Genomic DNA, 19,176 nt, shown 5'->3' on the forward strand with positions numbered 1-19,176 from the left:
TCTCCCAACCGGATGGTTAGGATCGCGGGTATCACCCATGAGCGCTCGCGCGACGAGCAGTGGGCAGCCTCCGGGAAGGAAGTCAATGATGACCACCGAATCGGTTACGCCGAAGACATCTGAGTTCAACGGGGCCCCGGCAGCTCAACCGGACAACGTCGCCGCGACCGTGGACCGGCTTCGCGAGACCTTCGCCACCGGCCGCACCCGGGACGTCGAATGGCGCAAGCAGCAGTTGCTGCAGCTGGCCAAGCTGATGGAAGAAAACGAGGCCGCGATCGCCGCCGCGCTGGCAGAAGATCTGGACCGCAGCCCGTTCGAGGCGTTCATCGCCGACGTCGCAACGACCGCAGGCGAGGCGAAGTACGCGGCCAAGAAGGTTCGCCGCTGGACGAAGCGCAAATACCAATTGCTCGAGATGCCGCAGCTTCCCGGCCGGGGCTGGATCGAATACGAGCCCTACGGCACCGTGCTGATCATCGGCGCGTGGAATTACCCGTTCTACCTGACGCTGGGTCCGGCCGTCGGCGCGATCGCCGCGGGCAACGCCGTCATTCTCAAGCCGTCGGAGATCGCCGCGGCGTCGGCGCACTTGATGGCCGAGCTGGTGCCTCGATATCTCGACAACGACGCGATCGCCGTGGTCGAGGGCGACGGCTCGGTGAGCCAGGCGCTCATTGCGCAGGGCCTGGACCGCGTGCTGTTCACCGGCGGCACCGAGATCGGCCGCAAGGTATACGAGGGTGCGGCGCCGCACCTGACGCCGTGCACGCTCGAGCTCGGCGGCAAGAGCCCGGTGATCGTGGCGGCCGACGCCGACGTGGAAGTCGCCGCCAAGCGCATCGCCTGGATGAAACTGCTGAACGCCGGCCAGACTTGTGTGGCTCCCGACTATGTGCTGGCGGACGCCACGATTCGTGACGAGCTGGTGGACAAGATCGGCGCCGCCATCACGAAGTTCACGTCCGACAAGCCCAACGGCATGCGGATCGTCAACCAGCGTCAGTTCGACCGCATCAGAGGCTATTTGTCCGGCGGGGACGGCAAGGTCGCCGTCGGCGGGGCCTGCGACGCGTCGAGCCTACGCATCCAGCCCACCGTCGTCGTCGATCCGGATCCGGACGGCCCGCTGATGCGCAACGAGATCTTCGGACCGGTGCTTCCGGTGGTCACCGTCCAATCCCTGGACGACGCAATACGTTTCGTCAATTCGCGGCCCAAACCGCTTTCCGCGTACCTGTTCACCAAAACCCGCGAGACCCGCGAGCGGGTGATCAAAGAGGTGCCGGCCGGCGGCATGCTCGTCAACCATCTCGCGTTCCAGGTGTCGACGGCCAAGCTGCCGTTCGGCGGGGTCGGCGCGTCGGGCATGGGTGCGTATCACGGCCGCTATGGCTTCGAGGAGTTCAGCCACCGCAAGTCGGTGCTGACCAAGCCGACGCGGCCCGACCTGTCAAGCTTCATCTACCCGCCCTATACCGAGCGGGCCTTCAAGATGGCCCGCAGGATGTTCTGACATTCCTGTCGCGCCAAATCGCTTGCTAAACACAAATTTTCACCGCAGAGAGGAACCTGATGCCCGGAGTGCAGGATCGCGTCATCGTCGTCACCGGAGCCGGTGGGGGATTGGGCCGTGAATACGCCCTCACCCTCGCCGCCGAAGGCGCCAGCGTCATCGTGAACGACCTCGGCGGGGCCCGCGACGGCACCGGCGCCGGCCACAACATGGCCGACGAGGTGGTCAAGGAGATCCGCGACGCGGGTGGGCGCGCGGCCGCCAACTACGACAGCGTCGCCGAGCCCGAGGGTGCCGAGAACATCATCAAGACCGCGCTCGACGAGTTCGGCGCGGTGCACGGTGTGGTGAGCAACGCCGGGATCCTGCGCGACGGCACCTTCCACAAGATGTCGTTCGAGAACTGGGACGCCGTGCTCAAGGTGCACCTCTACGGCGGGTACAACGTCATCCGCGCCGCGTGGCCGCACTTCCGTGAGCAGAGCTACGGGCGGGTCGTCGTCGCCACCTCCACCAGTGGCCTGTTCGGCAACTTCGGCCAGACCAATTACGGCGCGGCCAAGCTCGGCCTTGTCGGCCTGATCAACACGCTGGCGCTGGAGGGCGCCAAGTACAACATCAACGCCAACGCGGTCGCCCCGATCGCGGCGACCAGGATGACCCAGGACATCATGCCGCCCGAGGTGCTGGAGAAGCTCACGCCGGAGTTCGTCGCTCCCGTGGTGGCCTACCTGTGCACCGAGGAATGTGCCGACAGCGCATCGGTTTTCGTCGTCGGTGGCGGCAAGGTGCAACGCGTGGCGCTGTTCCAGAACGACGGCGTCAACTTCGACAAGCCGCCGTCGGTTCAGGACATCGCCGCCCAGTGGAGCGACATCACCGACCTCTCCGCGGCGCAGAAGGCCGGATTCAAGCTCTGACTCAGCCGAGCAGCGCGTCGCGCAGCTTGTCCACGTCGGCCGCGGAGATGCCCGCGCCGCGCAGGTAGCCGTCGAGCGATCCGAATTCCTCGTCGATCGCTTGGCGTGCCGCGGCCAGGTATTCCTCGCGGACGCCGAGTACCCCGTCGGACAGCCGGGCCTCGGTGAAGGTCACCACTTCCGGGGTGAGTTCGCTTTGTTGGCGCTGGGCGATCATCTCGGAGATCCGGGCCCGCAGCTGCGGGGCCGCGTCATTGCTGCGCAGGAAGTCGGCGACGATGGTGTCGCGGTCGACGCCGATCGCCTCCAGCACGGTGGCGACCACGAAGCCGGTGCGATCCTTTCCCGCGAAGCAGTGCGTGAGCACCGGGCGTCCGGCAGCGAGCAGCGTGATGACGCGGTGCAGCGCGCGTTGTGCCCCGTTACGCGTTGGGAATTGGCGGTATTCATCGACCATGTAGCGGGCGGCGGCCTCGTTGACCGACATGTCGGAGTCGGCGCCTTCGCCGGTGAGCAGGCGCTGGAACGCGTGTTCGTGCGGTGCCTGGTCGTCGGTGCCGGCCTCGTCCTCGCCGAGGTCCGGGAAGGGCAGCAGGTGGATCTCGACGCTGTCGGGAACCAGCCCCGGACCGCGGCGGGCTACTTCCCGGGTCGCGCGCAGGTCGGCGACGTCGGTGATGCCGAGGCGGCGCAGCGTTGCCCGGCCTTCGTCGTCGAGGCGGCTCAGCTCGCTGGACCGGAACAGCCGCCCGGGCCGCAAGACGGACGCGGAATCCGCGACGTCGCGAAAGTTCCAGGCGCCCGGTAGTTCCCGGACGGCGGCCTCAGCCATGCGACGTGACCGCCGCCGCGAGCGCGGATTGCTCCCGGCCGAGTTCGGTGCGCGCGACGGTCCGCATGTGCACCTCGTCGGGTCCGTCGAAGATCCGCATCGCCCGGTGCCAGGCGTAGAGCCGGGCCAGCGCCGTGTCGTCGCTGACGCCGGCGGCCCCGTGCACCTGGATGGCACGGTCGATGACGTCGCAGGCCACCTGCGGCGCGACCGCCTTGATCTGCGACACCAGCAGGTGGGCGGCCTTGTTGCCGTGCTGGTCGATGGTCCACGCGGCCTTCTCGCACAGCAGCCTGGCCTGGTCGATCTCGTTGCGCGACTTGGCAATTGCCTGCTGGACCAGACCCTGGTCGGCCAGCGGACGGCCGAATGCGATCCGGGTGTTCGCGCGGTGCACCATCAGGGCCAGGGCCCGCTCGGCCCCGCCGAGCGCGCGCATGCAGTGGTGGATGCGGCCCGGCCCCAGCCGCGCCTGGGCGATCGCGAAGCCGCCGCCCTCTTCGCCGAGCAGGTTGGTGACCGGTACCCGGACGTTGTCGTAGATGATCTCGCAGTGCCCGGGCTGGTCCTGGTAACCGAAGACCGTCGTCGAGCGGACGACCGTCACGCCGGGCGTATCGATCGGCACTAGGACCATCGACTGCTGTTGGTGGCTGGCCGCTTCGGGGTTGGTGCGGCCCATCACGATGAGGATCTTGCAGCGCGGGTCCGCCGCACCCGAGGTCCACCACTTGCGGCCGTTGATCACGTAGTCGCCGCCGTCGCGCACGATGGAGGTCTCGATGTTGCGCGCATCGCTGCTGGCGACCGCGGGCTCGGTCATCGAAAAGGCGCTGCGGATCTCACCGGCCAACAGCGGCTCCAGCCACTGCTTGCGCTGCTCGTCGGTGGCGAACAGGTGCAGCGTTTCCATGTTGCCGGTATCGGGTGCCGCGCAGTTGAGCGCCTCGGGGGCGATCTCGAGGCTCCAGCCGGTGAGCTCGGCCAGCGGGGCGTATTCCAGGTTGGTCAGGCCCGACTCGGCCGGCAGGAACAGGTTCCACAGGCCGGCCGCTTTGGCCTTGGTCTTGAGTTCCTCGATGACGGGCGGAACGGTGTGGTCGTTCGGGCCGGCCTCGTGGCGGTATTTGTCGTAATCGGCCTCGGCCGGAAAGACATACTCGGTCATGAAGTCGGACAGCCGCTTGTGGTAGTCGCTCGCTTTGGCCGACATCGCGAAGTCCATGTCCGTCACGATAGGACACGTGCTGGGGCACCAAATTTCAGGGCGTCGGACCGTCGAGCCTGTAATTCTGCAGAGAAAGTGCGAGTAGGCATCTGCGGATTTACAGGCTCGGCGCACGATGAAAGTCATGACCGAATCCCGCCCGCCCTTCCCGCCGTTCACCCTCGAGACCGCGCTGCAGAAGGTGCAGGCCGCCGAGGACGCCTGGAACACTCGCGACCCCGAGCGCGTCAGCCTCGCCTACACGCCCGACTCGCACTGGCGCAACCGGAGCGAACGGATCGTCGGCCGGGAAGAGATCGTGGCGTTTCTGACCCGCAAATGGCAGCGCGAACTCGACTACTCACTGCGCAAGAGCCTGTGGGATTTCCACGACAACCGCATCGCGGTGCGGTTTCAATACGAGTGCCACGATGAAGCCGGTCAGTGGTACCGGAGCTACGGCAACGAACTGTGGGAGTTTGCCCCGTCGGGGTTGATGGCCCGCCGCGAAGCCAGCATCAACGACGTCCCCATCGACGAATCCGAGCGCCGCTATTTCGGCCCCCGCCCGGCGTCAGAACATGGCCAAGAGATTCCGCTCTGGTAGCCGACCGATAGGGTGTCTGCGCGAAGCCCAAAGTAAGGAAAGTAGATGTACGCGCCATGACAGATGCGCAGACGACGGTGGGGGTGGTCGCCGAGTCCGCGACCGACGAGCGGCGCGTCGCGTTGGTGCCGAAGGCGGTCGCGTCGCTGGTGAACAGCGGTTTGGCGGTGGTGGTCGAGTCCGGTGCGGGTGAAGGCGCGCTGCTTCCCGACGGGCTCTACACCGAGGCCGGGGCCAGCATCGGGGACGCCTGGGCTGCCGACGTGGTCGTCAAGGTAGCCCCGCCGACCGCCGACGAGGTCGGCAGGTTGCGCAGCGGTCAGACGCTGATCGGCTTCCTGGCGCCGCGCAATGCCGACAACGCGATCGGCGCGCTGAAGCAGGCCGGGGTGCAGGCGTTCGCGCTGGAGGCGATCCCGCGGATCTCGCGGGCCCAGGCGATGGATGCGCTGTCGTCGCAGGCCAACGTGGCGGGGTACAAGGCGGTGCTGCTGGCGGCCTCGGAGTCGACCCGGTTTTTCCCGATGCTGACCACCGCCGCGGGAACGGTGAAGCCGGCGACCGTGCTGGTGCTCGGCGTCGGAGTGGCCGGGCTGCAGGCGCTGGCGACGGCCAAGCGGCTGGGCGCGCGGACGTCCGGCTACGACGTGCGTCCGGAGGTTGCCGACCAGGTGCGCTCGGTGGGGGCGCAGTGGCTGGACGTCGGGATCGACGCGGCCGGCGAGGGCGGCTACGCCCGCGAGCTCACCGAAGACGAACGCGCCCAGCAGCAGAAGGCGTTGGAAGACGCGATCAGCGGATTCGACGTGGTGATCACCACGGCGTTGGTGCCGGGCCGGCCCGCGCCGCGTCTGGTGACCGCCGCGGCGGTGGAGGCGATGAAACCCGGCAGCGTCATCGTCGACCTGGCGGGGGAGGCCGGCGGCAACTGCGAGCTCACCGAACCGGGGCAGACGGTGGTCAAGCATGACGTCACTATCGCGTCTCCGCTGAACCTGCCGGCGACGATGCCCGAGCACGCCAGCGAGCTCTACAGCAAGAACATCACCGCGCTGCTGGATCTGCTGATCAAGGATGGGAAGCTGGCGCCGGACTTCGACGACGAGGTCATCTCGGAGTCGTGCGTGACCCGCGGGGAGGACTCCTAGATGTACGACGAACTATTGGCCAATCTGGCGATCCTGGTGCTCTCCGGGTTCGTCGGGTTCGCGGTGATCTCGAAGGTGCCCAACACGCTGCACACCCCCCTGATGTCGGGGACCAACGCCATCCACGGGATCGTGGTGCTCGGCGCGCTGGTGGTGTTCGGCGAGGTCGAGCACCCGTCGCTGGCCGTGCAGATCATCCTGTTCGTGGCGGTGGTGTTCGGGACACTGAACGTCATCGGCGGTTTCATCGTCACCGACCGGATGCTCGGCATGTTCAAGGGCAAAAAGCGTGTGCCCCAAGCGAAGACCGAGGAGCCGGCGGCCAAATGAACTACTTGGTAATCGGCCTGTACATCATTTCGTTCGCGCTCTTCATCTACGGTCTGATGGGTCTGACGGGCCCCAAGACCGCGGTGCGCGGCAACCTGATCGCCGCGGTGGGCATGGCCATCGCTGTGGCGGCGACCCTTGTCAAGATCCGGCACACCGACCAATGGGTATTGATCATCGCCGGCCTCGTGGTGGGCGTCGTGCTCGGTGTTCCGCCGGCGCGGTTGACCAAGATGACCGCCATGCCCCAGCTGGTGGCGTTCTTCAACGGCGTCGGCGGCGGCACCGTCGCGCTCATCGCGCTCTCGGAATTCATTGAGACATCAGGCTTTTCGGCCTTCCAGCACCACGAGTCGCCGACCGTGCACATCGTGGTGGCGTCGTTGTTCGCCGCGATCATCGGATCGATCTCGTTCTGGGGCTCGATCATCGCGTTCGGCAAACTGCAGGAGATCATCTCCGGATCGCCGATCGGTTTCGGCAGGGCCCAGCAACCGATCAATGTGCTGCTGCTGGCCGCGGCCGTCGCGGCCGCCGTGGTCATCGGCCTGGACGCACACCCCGGCAGCGGCGGGGTGTCGCTGTGGTGGATGATCGGCCTGCTGGCCGCGGCCGGCGTGCTGGGCCTGATGGTGGTGCTACCAATCGGCGGCGCCGACATGCCCGTGGTCATCTCACTGCTCAACGCGATGACGGGGCTGTCGGCCGCGGCGGCGGGGTTGGCGCTGAACAACACCGCGATGATCGTGGCCGGCATGATCGTCGGCGCCTCGGGTTCGATCCTGACCAACCTGATGGCCAAGGCGATGAACAGGTCCATCCCCGCGATTGTCGCCGGCGGTTTCGGCGGCGCCGGCGTGGCGCCCAGCGGCGACGGCGGCGGCGACAAGCACGTCAAGTCCACATCGGCCTCCGATGCGGCGATCCAGATGGCCTACGCCAACCAGGTGATCGTGGTCCCGGGTTACGGCCTGGCCGTCGCGCAGGCACAGCACGCCGTCAAGGACATGGCTTCGCTGCTGGAGGACAAGGGCGTGCCGGTGAAGTACGCGATCCACCCGGTGGCCGGCCGCATGCCCGGGCACATGAATGTGTTGCTGGCCGAGGCCGAGGTGGACTATGACGCCATGAAAGACATGGACGACATCAACGACGAGTTCGCCCGCACCGACGTCGCGATCGTCATCGGCGCCAACGATGTCACCAACCCGGCGGCCCGCAATGAGGCGTCGAGTCCGATCTACGGCATGCCGATTCTCAATGTGGACAAGGCCAGGTCGGTGATCGTGCTGAAGCGGTCGATGAATTCCGGATTCGCGGGAATCGACAACCCGCTGTTCTATGCGGAGGGAACCACGATGTTGTTCGGAGACGCGAAGAAATCGGTGACGGAGGTCGCCGAGGAACTCAAAGCGTTATAGCGGGCCTCTAGACGGGCGGATATGCGGGCGGCGGGTAGCCGTTGCCGTCCTGAACGCCCCGCAATCCCCAGGTGAAGTACCGCATGAAGAACTCGAGCTCGTCGCTTGCGTCGTAATCCGGATTCGGATCCATCGTCCCCACCTCTCGACTTGCGACAATTCCGATCGAAGTCTAGTCCCCTCGTCGCCGGTGCGACAGGCGGGCGAGCGTCCCCGAGGCCTTAAACTGTCCAACCAGTTGATTGATAATTTGCCTCATCCGGACCCGCCGGAACCCAAATCCGGCCCCGCCGGCAGCGACGATAGTGAGTACAGATGACATCCGACAGCATCACCCCCAACGGGTTGACACGCCGCGAGGAGTTGCTGGCTGTTGCCACCAAGCTGTTCGCCGCCCGCGGCTATCACGGCACCCGGATGGACGACGTTGCCGATGTGATCGGCCTGAACAAGGCGACGGTCTACCACTACTACGCCAGCAAGTCGCTGATCCTGTTCGACATCTACCGTCAGGCCGCCGAGGGCACCCTGGCCGCGGTGCACGACGACCCGTCCTGGACGGCCCGCGAGGCGCTCTACCAGTACACCGTCCGGCTGCTGACGGGCATCGCGAGCAATCCCGAGCGGGCCGCCGTGTACTTCCAGGAACAGCCCTACATCACCGAGTGGTTCACCACCGAGCAGGTCGCCGAGGTCCGCGAAAAGGAGGCCCAGGTCTACGAGCACGTGCACGGCCTCATCGACCGCGGCATCGCCAGCGGCGAGTTCTACGAGTGCGACTCGCACGTGGTGGCGCTGGGCTACATCGGCATGACGCTGGGCAGCTACCGCTGGCTGCGCCCGAGCGGGCGGCGCACCGCCAAGGAAATCGCCGCCGAGTTCAGCACCGCCCTGCTGCGCGGGCTGATCCGCGACGAAACGATTCGCAAGAATTCCCCGCTCGGGCTTTAGCGGCTAGTCCTTCGCGAGCTTGAGTAATTCATCGACTGACCACTGATCGTCGGCGTGCGCGCCGTATTTGCACGCCAACACGCTGCCGTCGGAGCCGATCAGGAAATCCGCCGGTTTGCCCGTGTGCTTCTCGCCCAAGCCGATCGCACCGCTCGCCTTGGACCACCGCATGCCGCGAGCGGCGGCAAGCATCGCCCGTGGGTGCAAGCTAGCAGCGATTGAGGAGGATTCGACCCCAAATTCCTTGTACAGCTTGCGATCCGGGTCGGCCACGACCGCAAACGGTAAGTCGGCCTGGTAGCGGCGAAGCGCGTCGGCCGCGGAATGAAATACCGTGATTTCGGTGATGCCGGCGGATTCGATCTCGTCGTGCCGCCGACTCAGTTCGTGCATGTGCAACGTGCAGATCGGGCATCCGGCGAAACGCCGGAACTGCAGGTGCACGGTTGCGTCGGGCGCTGGAACCGCCACGTCGGTGTCGGTGATTGTGCGCAGCGTCCTCGCGCTGACCGTATCGCCTGGTTTTAACACACCGGCCTCCGTTGATTTTTGAGTTAGACAACTCCGAATGTATTTGTTGGAAGTATTGAGTACACTTACTCCAAATGTCAACCTTAGGTAAGCGTCGCCCCGGACGGCCCCCGCAGTTCGATCGGCAGTGTGCGCTGGATGCGCTACTGATGCTGTTCTGGCGCAAGGGGTATGACGCCGCAACGCAAGAGGAGATGCTGGCCGCGACGGGACTGTCTTCCTCGACGTTGTACCGTTCCTTCGGTACCAAGGCAGACATCATGCACACCGTGCTGCAGAACTATGTCGACTCGGCGTGCGCGATGCTCATCCCCCTCGAACGCGGCCGCGCCGGCGCCGCCGACGTGCACGCGTTTCTTGACGAAGTCGAGGAACTCATCCGCGGGCCGATGGGCACCGCCGGCTGCCTGGCGGTGGAGACCATGCGCGATCCGATCAATCGGGATCCCCGCATCAAGAGCCTGACTGACGGGCACCTGCGACGCATGCGCCGCGGCCTGCGTGGGGCACTGCGCCGTGCGGTGGCCGCAGGCGAGCTTGCGCAGGCCACGCCCTCGACGCCGGCGAGATTGGCCGATGCTCTTCAGGCCGGCGTCCTCGGCGCACTGGCCAGGGCCCGTAGCGGCGACGCCGAACATGCCCTCGCCCTGCTCCGCGGGGTGCGTGCGCTGCTACCAGACCCTTAAACTCCTCCCGAACCTCACTGGGCCGCAACAAATTCCAGGGCTTCGGCAAGACGCGAGGACCAGGTTTCGGATCGACCGGCGTCGATGGACGCCCATTCGCGAAACCGGCGACCGGACGGCGCAAACGGCTCGGCCTCACCGGATTGGATCAGTTCGTTGACCCTGGCTTCGGGCAGCTTGACGACAAGGGCGGCGGTCCGCCGGTCGAACGAGGCGAAGAACCGGCCATTGGACCGCAGGCAGGGCAGGCCCATCATCGTCGAGCGCGTGACCGTTGCGGTGGCCAACAGCGGTTCGGCGAATGCCCAGAAGTCGGCCTCGGTGGACCCGTCGCTCATCGGTGTAGCTCCTGGCGACTTGGCACCCGACGGTCGGCCCATGGATCCTTGCCGACGTCTTCGCCCTCGGCCGTGCGGCGCAGCCGGTCGAGGTAGTGAACCCAGCCGCCGTGGTGGGCGTCCGCCGCGCCGCCTTCGAGTCCGCGATGCACCAGTTTGACCAGCGTGCTGCCGTCGGACTGGGAAATGAGGTCGACCTCGACGGTCGTTGATCCCGGCGGGATTCCGACGTCGGCGCGCTCCCAACCGTAGGTGAACACGATCCGGCGGGGCCGCTCAACTTCTACGTAGCGGCCGGACACGGTGTCGCCGTTGGGGTGTGTCCAGCGCACGACGCCGCCGGCGATGGCGTCAAGGACCGCGTCCTCGGCCATCCATTGCCCGAATTGCACTGGGTCGGTGAACAATTCGAAGACGCGCTCGGCGCTCGCCCGCACCACGAGCTGTTGTATGACCAGCTTCATGGCGGAGCGGTTTCCGCGGCGGCGCGCAGGCGTTGCAGCGGCGCGGCCCAGAAGTCGTCGAGCAGTGCGGCCACCTGTGCGACCCGGGCCAGGTCGGCGCGATACAGCCGTCGGGTAGCGTCGGCGCGCACGTCGACCAATCCGGCGTCGCGCAATATCTTGAGGTGTTGGCTCGCGGCCGATTTCGACAGGCCCGCGGCCTCGGCGAGAGCGGATGCGGGTCGCTCCTGATCCCACACCAATCGCAGCATCGTCCGCCGGCCCGGATGGGCCAGCGCCCTGATGGCATCCTCGACGGCCGGCTCGGTCACGGTGTGCGGCCCATCGCCGCCAGCAGCCGATCCTGCGCAGACGCGCCCTCGCCCAGCACGACCTCAGGGCCGACGATCCCCGCTTCCCGTCCGCGCCTTGGCATTTCGGGGAGAAACATTGCAGTACACGCTTCCACTAGGCGGGCATCAAGCCGCTCGTCCTGTCCTGTCGCGCGGGCCAGGTCCCACGTGTGGATGAGCACATCCATGAACGTGCCGGCCACCGCGTCGGCCACGGGCCAGTCGAAGCCGAGCGGGGAGACACAGACGCGCTCCAGCGCGCCGGGCAATTCCAGGGCGGTCAGCACGCGGGCCACACGCATTCGGTAATCGGTCCCCGACGCACTATCGGCTGGGACTGGCTCCGCGCCCGTCGCCGCCGACAACAGGTACTCCGCTCCGCCGGCCAGGTGATCGATGAGGTCTTGCACGGTCCACTCCGAGCAGGGCGTCGCCCAGCTCAGCTGCTCGGGCGCGACCGCCTCCACGACCGCGACGGCTCGATCCGTCGCGGAGCGGTACAGGACGATGGGATCGAGCGGACCTGCATCATTTAGCACTCGCTAAATTTAGCTGTCGCTAAACAATCGCGTCAAGGCCCTTAGTGGATGGGCGGAATCAGATGCAGCAGATCCCCGGTGGCGCCGCTGAGTAGCGACAGCCCGGTCACGCTCGGCTGGCCCAGGAAGAAGTTCAGGTTCGGATCTATCGACGGAACGTAGGGATAGATGGTCGGGGTTGCCGACTGCGGCAGCAGCCCGAGATCGACCAGCGCGGACTGGGGTCCCTGCACGGCGCCGAGGGCGAGGTCGGGCCCGGTCGTGAACGGGTTGACGACCTCGAATAGGCCGGCCGGGGTGGGAATGTTCGCGTAGTTGAGGCCGGGCCCGTACGAGCCGTAGCCAAGGTCAACGAGCACCCGCAGGTCGGGCTGGACGAGGTCGGCGAGCGGATTGCCGAGGAACGGGATATCGCGGATCGGCTGCAGCAGCGGCAGGTTCTGCGTCAGCAACTCGTAGTACTGGGTGGCGCCCGTGTAGCCGGGGGAAGTCGGCAGGGCCACGGCGTTGGCGACCTGCGCGGCGGAAAGCGTGGGATAGGTGCTGTGCAGGGTGAAGTAGCCCGCGACGGCGTTGGCGTCCGACACGAGGTTGAGGGGGTATTGCGGGGCGTTGGCGATGCCGTCGTATTGGATCGTGTACATGCTGGTCAGGTACGGCGAGAGCGGCGGCGTCGCACCGTTGAACGGCACATCCAGGAACGGGAGGTAGAAGCCGGGGAAGCGCGACAGGATGCCGCCGTCGGGGGTGTTCGGATTGGCCAGCAGCATGAAGGACAGCTGGTCTTGATAGGGCGAGCCCGCCGCCATCAGGGCGTTGATTTCGTTGTTGGCGACGGCGGCGCTTTGCGAGTACCCGACGACGACGGCGCTGTTGCCCTGCGTGAGCACTCCGCTGGGGCCGACGAGCGCGTCGTTCAGCAGGCCGGTGCCCTGGGCGACGGACTGGCCGTACGTCAGGTTTCCGAGATTGGGGGTGATGGGCCAGAACTGCTCGGGCGTGAAGAGGCCTTGCGGAGTGGCCCCGGCGAAGAGGGGGTTGGGCTGGATGTACGAGTTGAAGATGCTCGTCACGTACGCCGGGTTGGGTGTCGGGTTGCCGGTGCCACCCATGATCAGCGCGGTCAGTGGGTCCGCGGCGGCCGCCCTCGACATCGACGCCATCGACGTCATCGCGCTGGCCTCACCGGACCCGCCGGTGAGCGCCGGTTGGCCGAACAGCGTCTGGATCGGCGAGGCGATCGTGTTCAGCGGGTTCGACGGCCCGAGCATCAGGGCCGAGTTGGCGGCCTCGGCTTCCAGGTAGGCGTTTCCCGAAGCGGCCAGCGCCTGGGTGAACTCGTCGTGAAACGCCGAAGCTTGCGAGACGAGCGCCTGGTACTCCTGGCCGTACGCGCCGAAAAGCTTTGCGATGGCCATCGACACCTCGTCCTCGGCCGCCGGGATCAAACCGGTGGTCGGGCCCGCCGCGTTCGAGCTGGCGGTGCTGATCGCCGAACCGATGTTCCCGACATCGTTGGCCGCGGCCGCCAACATCTCGGGCGTGGTGACTACGTACGACATCTCCCCGCCCCCACCCCCTTTCGACTGTCAGCAAAACCGAGCATAAAGCGGTGCCTGCGCGAAGTCCCGCGTTTGGTTGAGGGCTGTACGGGCCGGCTGAGCCCCGGTGGGCGGCCCAAAAATTATGGACTAGTGTCTAGAAAAGTTTTCCAGTGTTCTACGAAACGGAGACTCTGATGGCGATCCGCGTCGCGCACGTCGGAACCGGAAATGTCGGAGGCCTGGCCCTGGCCGAACTCATCACCAACCCGCAGTTCGAATTGACGGGGGTGTGCGTGTCGACACCGGCGAAGGTGGGCAAGGACGCCGGAGAACTGTGCGGCGTTGGCCTGGACGGGGGCGTCAGCACGGGCATCAAGGCCGTGGGAAGTCTCGACGAGATCCTCGCCACCAAGCCCGAATGCGTCGTCTACTGCGCCATGGGCGACACCCGGCTGCCCGACGCGATGAAGGATGTCATGCGCATCCTGGCGGAAGGGATCAACGTCGTCGGGTCGTCACCAGGGCTGCTGCAGTACCCGTGGGGCGTGATGCCGGACAAATACATCGCCCGCGTAGAAGATGCGGCGCGACAAGGGAATTCGAGTATCTTTATCAACGGCGTCGACCCGGGATTCATCAACGACCTCATTCCCTTCGCGCTCTCCGGGACGTGTCAGCGCATCGATCAGGTCCGCTGCATGGAGATCGCCGACTACGCGAGCTACGACGGCGCAGAAGTGATGCGCTACATGGGATTCGGCGGGCCGCTGGACGACGTGCCGATGCTGCTGCAACCGGGCGTGCTCACGTTCGCCTGGGGAACCGCAATCCGTCAGCTGGCGGCCGGCCTCGGCGTAGAGATCGACGAGATTACCCAGTCAATCCAGCGTGAGCCGGCGCCGGAAGACTTCGACATCGCGGTGGGGCATATTGCCAAGGGCACGCAGGCCGCACTGCAGTTCGAGATCCGCGGCATGTCCAAGGGCCACCCGGCCATCGTCGTCGAGCACATCACGCGCTTGCGACCCGACCTGCGGCCCGATTGGCCGCAACCCGCTTCCGGCGGCGGCTCGTATCGCGTCGAGATCACCGGGGAACCGTCGTATGCCGTGGACATCGTCCCGAGCAGCCGCAAGGGCGACCACAACCACGCCGCGATCGTCGGCGCCGCGGGCCGCATCGTCAACGCCATCCCGGCGGTGATCGCCGCGCCGGCCGGCATCCGCACCACCCTCGACCTGCCGCTGGTTACGGGCAAAGGCTTGTACGCACCAAACGCCTTGGTGGCCAACTAAATCGAAAGGAGACCCGGGTGGGACGGGTAGACGGAAAAGTTGCACTCATCAGTGGTGGCGCCGGCGGTATGGGAGCCGAAGATGCGCGCCTGCTGGTCGAGGAAGGCGCCAAGGTCGTGATCGGCGACATCCTGGACGACCAGGGCAAGGCGCTGGCCGACGAGATCGGCGACTCCGCGCGCTACGTGCACCTCGACGTCACCCAGCCTGACCAGTGGGACGCCGCGGTCGCCACCGCGGTCGGCGAATTCGGCAAGCTCAACGTGCTGGTCAACAACGCCGGAACCGTCGCGCTCGGCCCGCTGAAGAGCTTCGATCTGGCCAAGTGGCAGAAGGTGATTGACGTCAACCTGACCGGGACGTTCCTGGGCATGCGGGTCGCGGTAGAGCCGATGATCGCGGCCGGGGGCGGCTCGATCATCAACGTGTCGTCCATCGAGGGGCTGCGCGGCGCGCCCATGGTGCACCCCTACGTCGCGTCCAAGTGGGGCGTGCGCGGGCTGGCGAAGTCGGCGGCGCTGGAGCTGGCGCCGCATAACATTCGGGTGAACTCGGTGCACCCGGGGTTCATCCGCACGCCGATGACCGCGCATCTGCCCGAGGACATGGTGACGATCCCACTGGGGCGTCCGGGCGAGGTCCGGGAAGTCGCGACGTTCGTGCTTTTCTTGGCCAGCGACGAGTCGTCGTACTCCACCGGCAGCGAGTATGTGATGGACGGCGGGCTGGTCACCGACGTGAATCACAAGGAATTTTAGGGCGGTGCTATAACCGCGAGCATGCTGCGCAACCTGGCGGACGCGGTCGGATCGAGCCACGTCGTCACCGACCCCGACGTGCTGGCCGGCCGCAGCGTCGACCACACCGGGCGCTACCGGGGCCGGGCCAGCGCGCTGGTGCGGCCGGGTTCGGCCGAGCAGGTCGCCGAGGTGCTGCGAGTGTGCCGCGACGCCGGGGCGCACGTCACGGTGCAGGGCGGCCGGACCTCGCTGGTGGCCGGCACCGTTCCCGAGCACGATGACGTGTTGGTGTCCACCGAGCGGCTGTGTGCCCTCGGCGATGTCGACACGCTCGAGCGCCGCGTCGAGGTGGGCGCCGGGGCCCCGCTGGCCACAGTACAAAAAGCCGTCGCCGCAGCGGGTTTGGTGTTCGGCGTCGACCTGGCCGCCCGGGACACGGCGACCGTCGGCGGCATGGCCTCGACGAATGCCGGCGGGCTGCGCACGGTCCGTTACGGCAACATGGGCGAGCAGGTCCTCGGTTTGGAAGTGGCGCTGCCCGACGGATCGCTGCTGCGCCGCCACAGCCTGGTGCGCCGCGACAACACCGGCTACGACCTGCCGGCGCTGTTCGTCGGCGCCGAGGGCACCCTCGGTGTCATCACCGCGCTGGATCTGCGGCTGCACCCCGCCCCGTCGCACCGCGTGACGGCCGTCTGCGGGTTCGCCGACCTCGAGGCACTCGTCGAGGCCGGCCGGACTTTTCGGGACGTCGACGGAATCGCCGCGCTGGAATTGATCGACGGCCGCGCCGCCGCCCTGACCGGCGAGCATCTCGGGGTCGGCGCGCCGGTGTCGGGTGACTGGTTGCTGTTGGTGGAGCTGGCCGCCGACCACGATCTGACCGATCGCCTCGCCGGTCTGCTCGAGGGTGTTCGGATGTGTGGCGAGCCCGCGGTGGGCGTGGATGTGGTTGCGCAGCAACGGTTGTGGCGTGTTCGCGAATCCCTGGCCGAGGTGCTCGGTGTGTACGGGCCGCCGCTGAAGTTCGACGTGTCGCTACCCCTGTCGGCCATCGGCGGGTTCGCCCGCGAGGCGGTCGCGCTGGTCCACGCGCGCGTGCCCGACGCGCTGCCGGTGTTGTTCGGCCACATCGGCGAGGGCAACCTGCACCTCAACGTCCTGCGTTGCCCGGCCGAGCACGAGCCGGCGCTCTACGAGCCGATGATGGGTCTCATCGCGCAGTGCGGAGGCAACGTCAGCTCCGAGCACGGCGTCGGCAGCCTGAAGCGGCCGTATCTCGGGATGTCCCGCGAGCCGGCCGACATCGCCGCGATGCGGGCGGTCAAGGCTGCCCTCGACCCGACCGGCTACCTCAATGCGGCGGTGTTGTTCGACTAGGTTCCCTTGATTCCGACGGCGTGGCGCAGCTGCGCGAGGAATTGGTCGGCGTCATCGCTGGGCACGATGTAGTGGGAGATGGCGATCCGGATCACCGTCGCCGCCTTGACCGCGGCGTTGGGGCCGGGCAGGTGCCGTTGCAGCCCATCGCGCATCTGCGGGATGACGTGGGAGAACTGGGCGATGGTGTGCTCGGGTTCGACGTCGACCATGCGCACCCCGGAGTACGAATGCTGGTACTCGACGATGAACCGCAGCACGGCGTCGAGCTTGTCGACGCCCTTGAGGCCGGCGGTGGCCTTGACCAAACCGCTTTCGAAGAGCTGCCGCTCGTATTGCGAAAACGCCGACAGCAGCTCCTCTTTGGACGCGAACCAGCGGTACAGCGTGGGCCGCGAGACCCCGGCCTGGGTGGCCACTTCGGACAGGCTGAGCTTGGTCTTGCCGTTGCGGCCGAGCACCTCGGCGGTCGCCAACAGGATGCGCTGTCGCGTCGAGGTGTCGATCTCCGCCGTTTGGACCGGATGGCTCATAAGACAAACCCTACGAAGTCGCGCAAACGTGTCACGGATTTTTCGCTTCCCGCGGGGGCCGGCTGCGCACCAGCACCGACTGCTGAATCGCGCCGACCGCGCCCTGCTCGTCGAACAATGTGCCGACTGTGGTCCCGATTCCATCCGGCCCGTAGCTGGTCTCCGCGCGAATGCCGATCCAGTCACCGTCGGGGATCCGGAACACGTGCACGGCCAGATCGGTGTTCAGGAATGTCCACTTGGTGATGTCCAACTTGCTGCCGATGCCGTTGGCGCAGTCGGCCACCGCGAACAGCCGTTCCAGCGGCGTCATGGTCTCGCCCTTGACGAGGTCCACGGTCGGCTTGATCCAGGATTCGCCCGGGCCCGCGCTCAGCGGTTCGGTCAGCCACAGCCAGTCCAGGCTGTGCACGTAGTTGCGGTCCCAGTCCCGCGCCTTGAGGTTGCGGTCGCGGGCCTCGGATCGCGGTCGGGGCAACGGGGCAGCGGCGTGCGCCACGGGCCGGGTGTCCTGGTGCTGCAACCGCCATCCGCTGGCGCGGGCCACGGGCCGGAGTTCGCCGTCGGGACCGGGGGCCAGCATCTCGGCGCCGACCAGTTCGATCTGCTTGCCGCCGCGTTGCATCCGCGAGCTGACCCACAGGTCGCCCTCGGCCGGAACCCCGCCCAACAGGTCGATGACGACCCGGGACAGGCGGGTGTCGTCGCGCCGCTCGCATCGCTCCAACGCGCGCACCAGCAGCGCGGACACCGGGCCGCCGTGCTGGATCGCCGCCGACCAGGTGCCGCGCGCCAGGTCGGTCGCCCGAAACTTCTCGCCCACCGCGTCCGTCGCGATGAGCTCGTAGTACGAGTCGGTCACTCGTCCCCCTCGTGGTCTTGCGGGTCAGGGCAGGCCGGCGCCGGGCGTCGCGACCGTCACGGCGTCCAGCCGCGAGAGCCGGGTGCCGACGAGGCGCTGCGGATACGCGTCGGTGCTCGACAGCAGGAACAGCGTGCGGCGCTCGGGACCGCCCAGCGCGCAGGCGATGGCGACGCGCTCACCCATGTCGATGCGGTCGGTCACGACGCCGCCTTCGCCGACCCGCTCGAACTGGTGCGCCAGGGTCATCGACGTCCACACCGCACCTTCGGCGTCGAGCGCGATGCCGTCCGGCGGGCCGTCCAGGCCGTCGGCAAAAATCCGGCGGTCGCGCAGCGCGCCCGGGTCGCCGTTGTCGCCGATGGTGAACGCCGACAGGCGTCGGCCGATCGATTCGGCGACGATCAACGTCTGTCCGTCCGGCGTGATGACCATCCCATTGGGAAAGTCGAGATCCTCGGCGACAACGGTGGCGCTGTCGTCGGGATCGAGCCGGACGATGACTCCGCCCGAGAACGCCTGTGACCCGATGTACGCGCGCCCGGCGTCGTCGATGACCATGTCACCGAGGTTGGCCGGGGCGAGGTCGGTGAGATCGGCGATGGTGGCGACGGTCTCGCCGTCGTAGCGCAGCACCTGTCGGTCCTCGGCCGAGGCGATCAGCAGCGACCCGTCGGGCCGGAATCCCAGCCCGGACGGGGAGCGCCCGGGCAGCGGCAACGTGGTCAGCGAGCCGCCCATGGTCGACGTGTGGACGGCCTCGCCCAGCATGTCGGAGAACCACAACAGGCCCTCGAACCAGCGCGGGCCTTCGCCGAAGCAGAAGCCGTTGGCCAGCGGCTCGGGGATCATCCGCCAATGCCTTTACAAAACACCGCAAAAGTGTCACGCACCGCGGGCGCCGGTGTCAATTTTCCGCCCGGGCGAGCTCCCGCGCGAGGTCGTACACGGCCTCGGCGGACCGGCTGAATGCGGTTTCCGAGGTGCTGGTGATGATGCC

General features: G+C 67.2%; 23 protein-coding genes. 11 read left to right on the forward strand and 12 right to left on the reverse strand.

Annotated features, from left to right (window positions below):
• The first annotated feature begins 85 nt into the window (after positions 1 to 85).
• Positions 86 to 1,516 carry an aldehyde dehydrogenase family protein gene (locus A5747_RS00820; RefSeq protein WP_076121499.1) on the forward strand — a complete coding sequence of 477 codons (1,431 nt, stop codon included), beginning with the start codon at positions 86 to 88 and terminating at the stop codon, positions 1,514 to 1,516.
• Between the two features lie 59 nt (positions 1,517 to 1,575).
• Positions 1,576 to 2,436, forward strand: coding sequence for an SDR family oxidoreductase (locus A5747_RS00825; protein ID WP_076061275.1), 861 nt, complete (start codon positions 1,576 to 1,578; stop codon positions 2,434 to 2,436).
• Between the two features lies 1 nt (position 2,437).
• Here A5747_RS00825 and A5747_RS00830 read toward each other — a convergent pair whose 3' ends face one another.
• Both A5747_RS00830 and A5747_RS00835 read right to left on the reverse strand, forming a co-directional pair.
• Positions 2,438 to 3,268, reverse strand: coding sequence for a tyrosine-protein phosphatase (locus tag A5747_RS00830; RefSeq protein ID WP_076121501.1), 831 nt, complete (start codon positions 3,266 to 3,268; stop codon positions 2,438 to 2,440).
• The gene (locus A5747_RS00835) at positions 3,261 to 4,481 is read right to left on the reverse strand and encodes an acyl-CoA dehydrogenase family protein (RefSeq protein ID WP_076121635.1); all 1,221 of its coding nucleotides are present in this window, start codon (positions 4,479 to 4,481) and stop codon (positions 3,261 to 3,263) included. The genes A5747_RS00830 and A5747_RS00835 overlap by 8 nt, the downstream gene beginning before the upstream one ends.
• A 139-nt stretch (positions 4,482 to 4,620) precedes the next feature.
• Between A5747_RS00835 and A5747_RS00840 the strand changes: the two genes are divergently transcribed.
• The 4 genes from A5747_RS00840 to A5747_RS00855 are packed head-to-tail and all read left to right on the forward strand — an operon-like array spanning position 4,621 to position 7,981.
• Positions 4,621 to 5,082: a nuclear transport factor 2 family protein gene (locus A5747_RS00840; protein WP_076121637.1), complete on the forward strand. Its 462-nt coding sequence runs from the start codon at positions 4,621 to 4,623 to the stop codon at positions 5,080 to 5,082.
• A gap of 56 nt (positions 5,083 to 5,138) precedes the next feature.
• Positions 5,139 to 6,230 carry a Re/Si-specific NAD(P)(+) transhydrogenase subunit alpha gene (locus A5747_RS00845; RefSeq protein WP_076121503.1) on the forward strand — a complete coding sequence of 364 codons (1,092 nt, stop codon included), beginning with the start codon at positions 5,139 to 5,141 and terminating at the stop codon, positions 6,228 to 6,230.
• On the forward strand, positions 6,231 to 6,560 hold the full coding sequence (locus A5747_RS00850; RefSeq protein WP_076121505.1) for an NAD(P) transhydrogenase subunit alpha: 330 nt from the start codon (positions 6,231 to 6,233) through the stop codon (positions 6,558 to 6,560).
• Positions 6,557 to 7,981, forward strand: a complete 1,425-nt coding sequence (locus A5747_RS00855) for an NAD(P)(+) transhydrogenase (Re/Si-specific) subunit beta (protein WP_076121508.1) — start codon at positions 6,557 to 6,559, stop codon at positions 7,979 to 7,981. Before A5747_RS00850 ends, A5747_RS00855 begins: the two co-directional genes overlap by 4 nt.
• 7 nt (positions 7,982 to 7,988) lie before the next feature.
• On the opposite strand, the gene A5747_RS24705 is transcribed toward A5747_RS00855, so the two are convergent.
• Positions 7,989 to 8,114, reverse strand: coding sequence for a hypothetical protein (locus A5747_RS24705; RefSeq protein ID WP_139329499.1), 126 nt, complete (start codon positions 8,112 to 8,114; stop codon positions 7,989 to 7,991).
• Positions 8,115 to 8,296: 182 nt separating this feature from the next.
• Here A5747_RS24705 and A5747_RS00860 point away from each other — a divergent pair, with 182 nt between their 5' ends.
• Complete coding sequence (locus tag A5747_RS00860; RefSeq protein WP_076121510.1) at positions 8,297 to 8,932, forward strand: TetR/AcrR family transcriptional regulator; 636 nt, start codon at positions 8,297 to 8,299, stop codon at positions 8,930 to 8,932.
• Positions 8,933 to 8,935: 3 nt separating this feature from the next.
• On the opposite strand, the gene A5747_RS00865 is transcribed toward A5747_RS00860, so the two are convergent.
• On the reverse strand, positions 8,936 to 9,463 hold the full coding sequence (locus A5747_RS00865; protein WP_076121513.1) for a peroxiredoxin-like family protein: 528 nt from the start codon (positions 9,461 to 9,463) through the stop codon (positions 8,936 to 8,938).
• Between the two features lie 74 nt (positions 9,464 to 9,537).
• On the opposite strand from A5747_RS00865, the gene A5747_RS00870 reads away from it, so the two are divergent.
• The gene (locus A5747_RS00870; protein WP_083699985.1) at positions 9,538 to 10,149 is read left to right on the forward strand and encodes a TetR/AcrR family transcriptional regulator; all 612 of its coding nucleotides are present in this window, start codon (positions 9,538 to 9,540) and stop codon (positions 10,147 to 10,149) included.
• A 14-nt stretch (positions 10,150 to 10,163) separates the two neighbouring features.
• Here A5747_RS00870 and A5747_RS25175 read toward each other — a convergent pair whose 3' ends face one another.
• Genes A5747_RS25175 through A5747_RS00895 form a run of 5 tightly spaced genes read right to left on the reverse strand, consistent with a single transcriptional unit; the run spans position 10,164 to position 13,384 of the window.
• Positions 10,164 to 10,487 carry a hypothetical protein gene (locus A5747_RS25175; protein WP_198938099.1) on the reverse strand — a complete coding sequence of 108 codons (324 nt, stop codon included), beginning with the start codon at positions 10,485 to 10,487 and terminating at the stop codon, positions 10,164 to 10,166.
• A complete protein-coding gene (locus A5747_RS00880) occupies positions 10,484 to 10,951 on the reverse strand; it encodes an SRPBCC domain-containing protein (RefSeq protein ID WP_076121518.1) in 468 nt (155 codons plus the stop codon). The genes A5747_RS25175 and A5747_RS00880 overlap by 4 nt, the downstream gene beginning before the upstream one ends.
• On the reverse strand, positions 10,948 to 11,262 hold the full coding sequence (locus A5747_RS00885) for a helix-turn-helix transcriptional regulator (protein ID WP_076121520.1): 315 nt from the start codon (positions 11,260 to 11,262) through the stop codon (positions 10,948 to 10,950). Before A5747_RS00885 ends, A5747_RS00880 begins: the two co-directional genes overlap by 4 nt.
• Complete coding sequence (locus A5747_RS00890; protein WP_083699988.1) at positions 11,259 to 11,822, reverse strand: TIGR03086 family metal-binding protein; 564 nt, start codon at positions 11,820 to 11,822, stop codon at positions 11,259 to 11,261. The genes A5747_RS00885 and A5747_RS00890 overlap by 4 nt, the downstream gene beginning before the upstream one ends.
• A 41-nt stretch (positions 11,823 to 11,863) precedes the next feature.
• The gene (locus tag A5747_RS00895; protein WP_076121522.1) at positions 11,864 to 13,384 is read right to left on the reverse strand and encodes a PE-PPE domain-containing protein; all 1,521 of its coding nucleotides are present in this window, start codon (positions 13,382 to 13,384) and stop codon (positions 11,864 to 11,866) included.
• 176 nt (positions 13,385 to 13,560) lie between these two features.
• On the opposite strand from A5747_RS00895, the gene A5747_RS00900 reads away from it, so the two are divergent.
• The 3 genes from A5747_RS00900 to A5747_RS00910 are packed head-to-tail and all read left to right on the forward strand — an operon-like array spanning position 13,561 to position 16,781.
• Positions 13,561 to 14,661 carry a diacylglycerol kinase gene (locus A5747_RS00900; RefSeq protein ID WP_076121643.1) on the forward strand — a complete coding sequence of 367 codons (1,101 nt, stop codon included), beginning with the start codon at positions 13,561 to 13,563 and terminating at the stop codon, positions 14,659 to 14,661.
• 17 nt (positions 14,662 to 14,678) lie between these two features.
• Positions 14,679 to 15,419 (forward strand): glucose 1-dehydrogenase, encoded by a 741-nt coding sequence (locus A5747_RS00905; protein WP_076061249.1) that lies wholly within the window; start codon positions 14,679 to 14,681, stop codon positions 15,417 to 15,419.
• A 21-nt stretch (positions 15,420 to 15,440) separates the two neighbouring features.
• Positions 15,441 to 16,781 carry an FAD-binding oxidoreductase gene (locus A5747_RS00910; protein ID WP_076121524.1) on the forward strand — a complete coding sequence of 447 codons (1,341 nt, stop codon included), beginning with the start codon at positions 15,441 to 15,443 and terminating at the stop codon, positions 16,779 to 16,781.
• Here the strand turns inward: A5747_RS00910 and A5747_RS00915 are convergent.
• From A5747_RS00915 to A5747_RS00925, 3 genes are read right to left on the reverse strand one after another with little or no spacing between them, the layout of a single operon-like run.
• Entirely contained in the window at positions 16,778 to 17,314 is a 537-nt protein-coding gene (locus A5747_RS00915) for a TetR/AcrR family transcriptional regulator (RefSeq protein ID WP_076121526.1), read from the reverse strand. The genes A5747_RS00910 and A5747_RS00915 overlap by 4 nt on opposite strands.
• A 31-nt stretch (positions 17,315 to 17,345) precedes the next feature.
• The gene (locus tag A5747_RS00920; protein ID WP_076121528.1) at positions 17,346 to 18,176 is read right to left on the reverse strand and encodes a thioesterase family protein; all 831 of its coding nucleotides are present in this window, start codon (positions 18,174 to 18,176) and stop codon (positions 17,346 to 17,348) included.
• 24 nt (positions 18,177 to 18,200) lie between these two features.
• Positions 18,201 to 19,028 (reverse strand): SMP-30/gluconolactonase/LRE family protein, encoded by an 828-nt coding sequence (locus tag A5747_RS00925; RefSeq protein WP_076121530.1) that lies wholly within the window; start codon positions 19,026 to 19,028, stop codon positions 18,201 to 18,203.
• Positions 19,029 to 19,176 lie beyond the last annotated feature (148 nt).

The organism is Mycobacterium sp. IS-836 (assembly GCF_001954275.1).
Classification (GTDB): domain Bacteria; phylum Actinomycetota; class Actinomycetes; order Mycobacteriales; family Mycobacteriaceae; genus Mycobacterium.

What these genes read in the sequence shown, in the direction of transcription:
- A5747_RS00820 (WP_076121499.1), top strand. Translation starts at nt 86, where the DNA reads ATGATGACCACCGAATCGGTTACGCCGAAGACATCTGAGTTCAACGGG.
- A5747_RS00825 (WP_076061275.1), top strand. Translation starts at nt 1,576, where the DNA reads ATGCCCGGAGTGCAGGATCGCGTCATCGTCGTCACCGGAGCCGGTGGG.
- A5747_RS00830 (WP_076121501.1), bottom strand. Translation starts at nt 3,268, where the DNA reads ATGGCTGAGGCCGCCGTCCGGGAACTACCGGGCGCCTGGAACTTTCGC.
- A5747_RS00835 (WP_076121635.1), bottom strand. Translation starts at nt 4,481, where the DNA reads ATGTCGGCCAAAGCGAGCGACTACCACAAGCGGCTGTCCGACTTCATG.
- A5747_RS00840 (WP_076121637.1), top strand. Translation starts at nt 4,621, where the DNA reads ATGACCGAATCCCGCCCGCCCTTCCCGCCGTTCACCCTCGAGACCGCG.
- A5747_RS00845 (WP_076121503.1), top strand. Translation starts at nt 5,139, where the DNA reads ATGACAGATGCGCAGACGACGGTGGGGGTGGTCGCCGAGTCCGCGACC.
- A5747_RS00850 (WP_076121505.1), top strand. Translation starts at nt 6,231, where the DNA reads ATGTACGACGAACTATTGGCCAATCTGGCGATCCTGGTGCTCTCCGGG.
- A5747_RS00855 (WP_076121508.1), top strand. Translation starts at nt 6,557, where the DNA reads ATGAACTACTTGGTAATCGGCCTGTACATCATTTCGTTCGCGCTCTTC.
- A5747_RS24705 (WP_139329499.1), bottom strand. Translation starts at nt 8,114, where the DNA reads ATGGATCCGAATCCGGATTACGACGCAAGCGACGAGCTCGAGTTCTTC.
- A5747_RS00860 (WP_076121510.1), top strand. Translation starts at nt 8,297, where the DNA reads ATGACATCCGACAGCATCACCCCCAACGGGTTGACACGCCGCGAGGAG.
- A5747_RS00870 (WP_083699985.1), top strand. Translation starts at nt 9,538, where the DNA reads ATGTCAACCTTAGGTAAGCGTCGCCCCGGACGGCCCCCGCAGTTCGAT.
- A5747_RS25175 (WP_198938099.1), bottom strand. Translation starts at nt 10,487, where the DNA reads ATGAGCGACGGGTCCACCGAGGCCGACTTCTGGGCATTCGCCGAACCG.
- A5747_RS00880 (WP_076121518.1), bottom strand. Translation starts at nt 10,951, where the DNA reads ATGAAGCTGGTCATACAACAGCTCGTGGTGCGGGCGAGCGCCGAGCGC.
- A5747_RS00895 (WP_076121522.1), bottom strand. Translation starts at nt 13,384, where the DNA reads ATGTCGTACGTAGTCACCACGCCCGAGATGTTGGCGGCCGCGGCCAAC.
- A5747_RS00900 (WP_076121643.1), top strand. Translation starts at nt 13,561, where the DNA reads ATGGCGATCCGCGTCGCGCACGTCGGAACCGGAAATGTCGGAGGCCTG.
- A5747_RS00910 (WP_076121524.1), top strand. Translation starts at nt 15,441, where the DNA reads ATGCTGCGCAACCTGGCGGACGCGGTCGGATCGAGCCACGTCGTCACC.
- A5747_RS00915 (WP_076121526.1), bottom strand. Translation starts at nt 17,314, where the DNA reads ATGAGCCATCCGGTCCAAACGGCGGAGATCGACACCTCGACGCGACAG.
- A5747_RS00925 (WP_076121530.1), bottom strand. Translation starts at nt 19,028, where the DNA reads ATGATCCCCGAGCCGCTGGCCAACGGCTTCTGCTTCGGCGAAGGCCCG.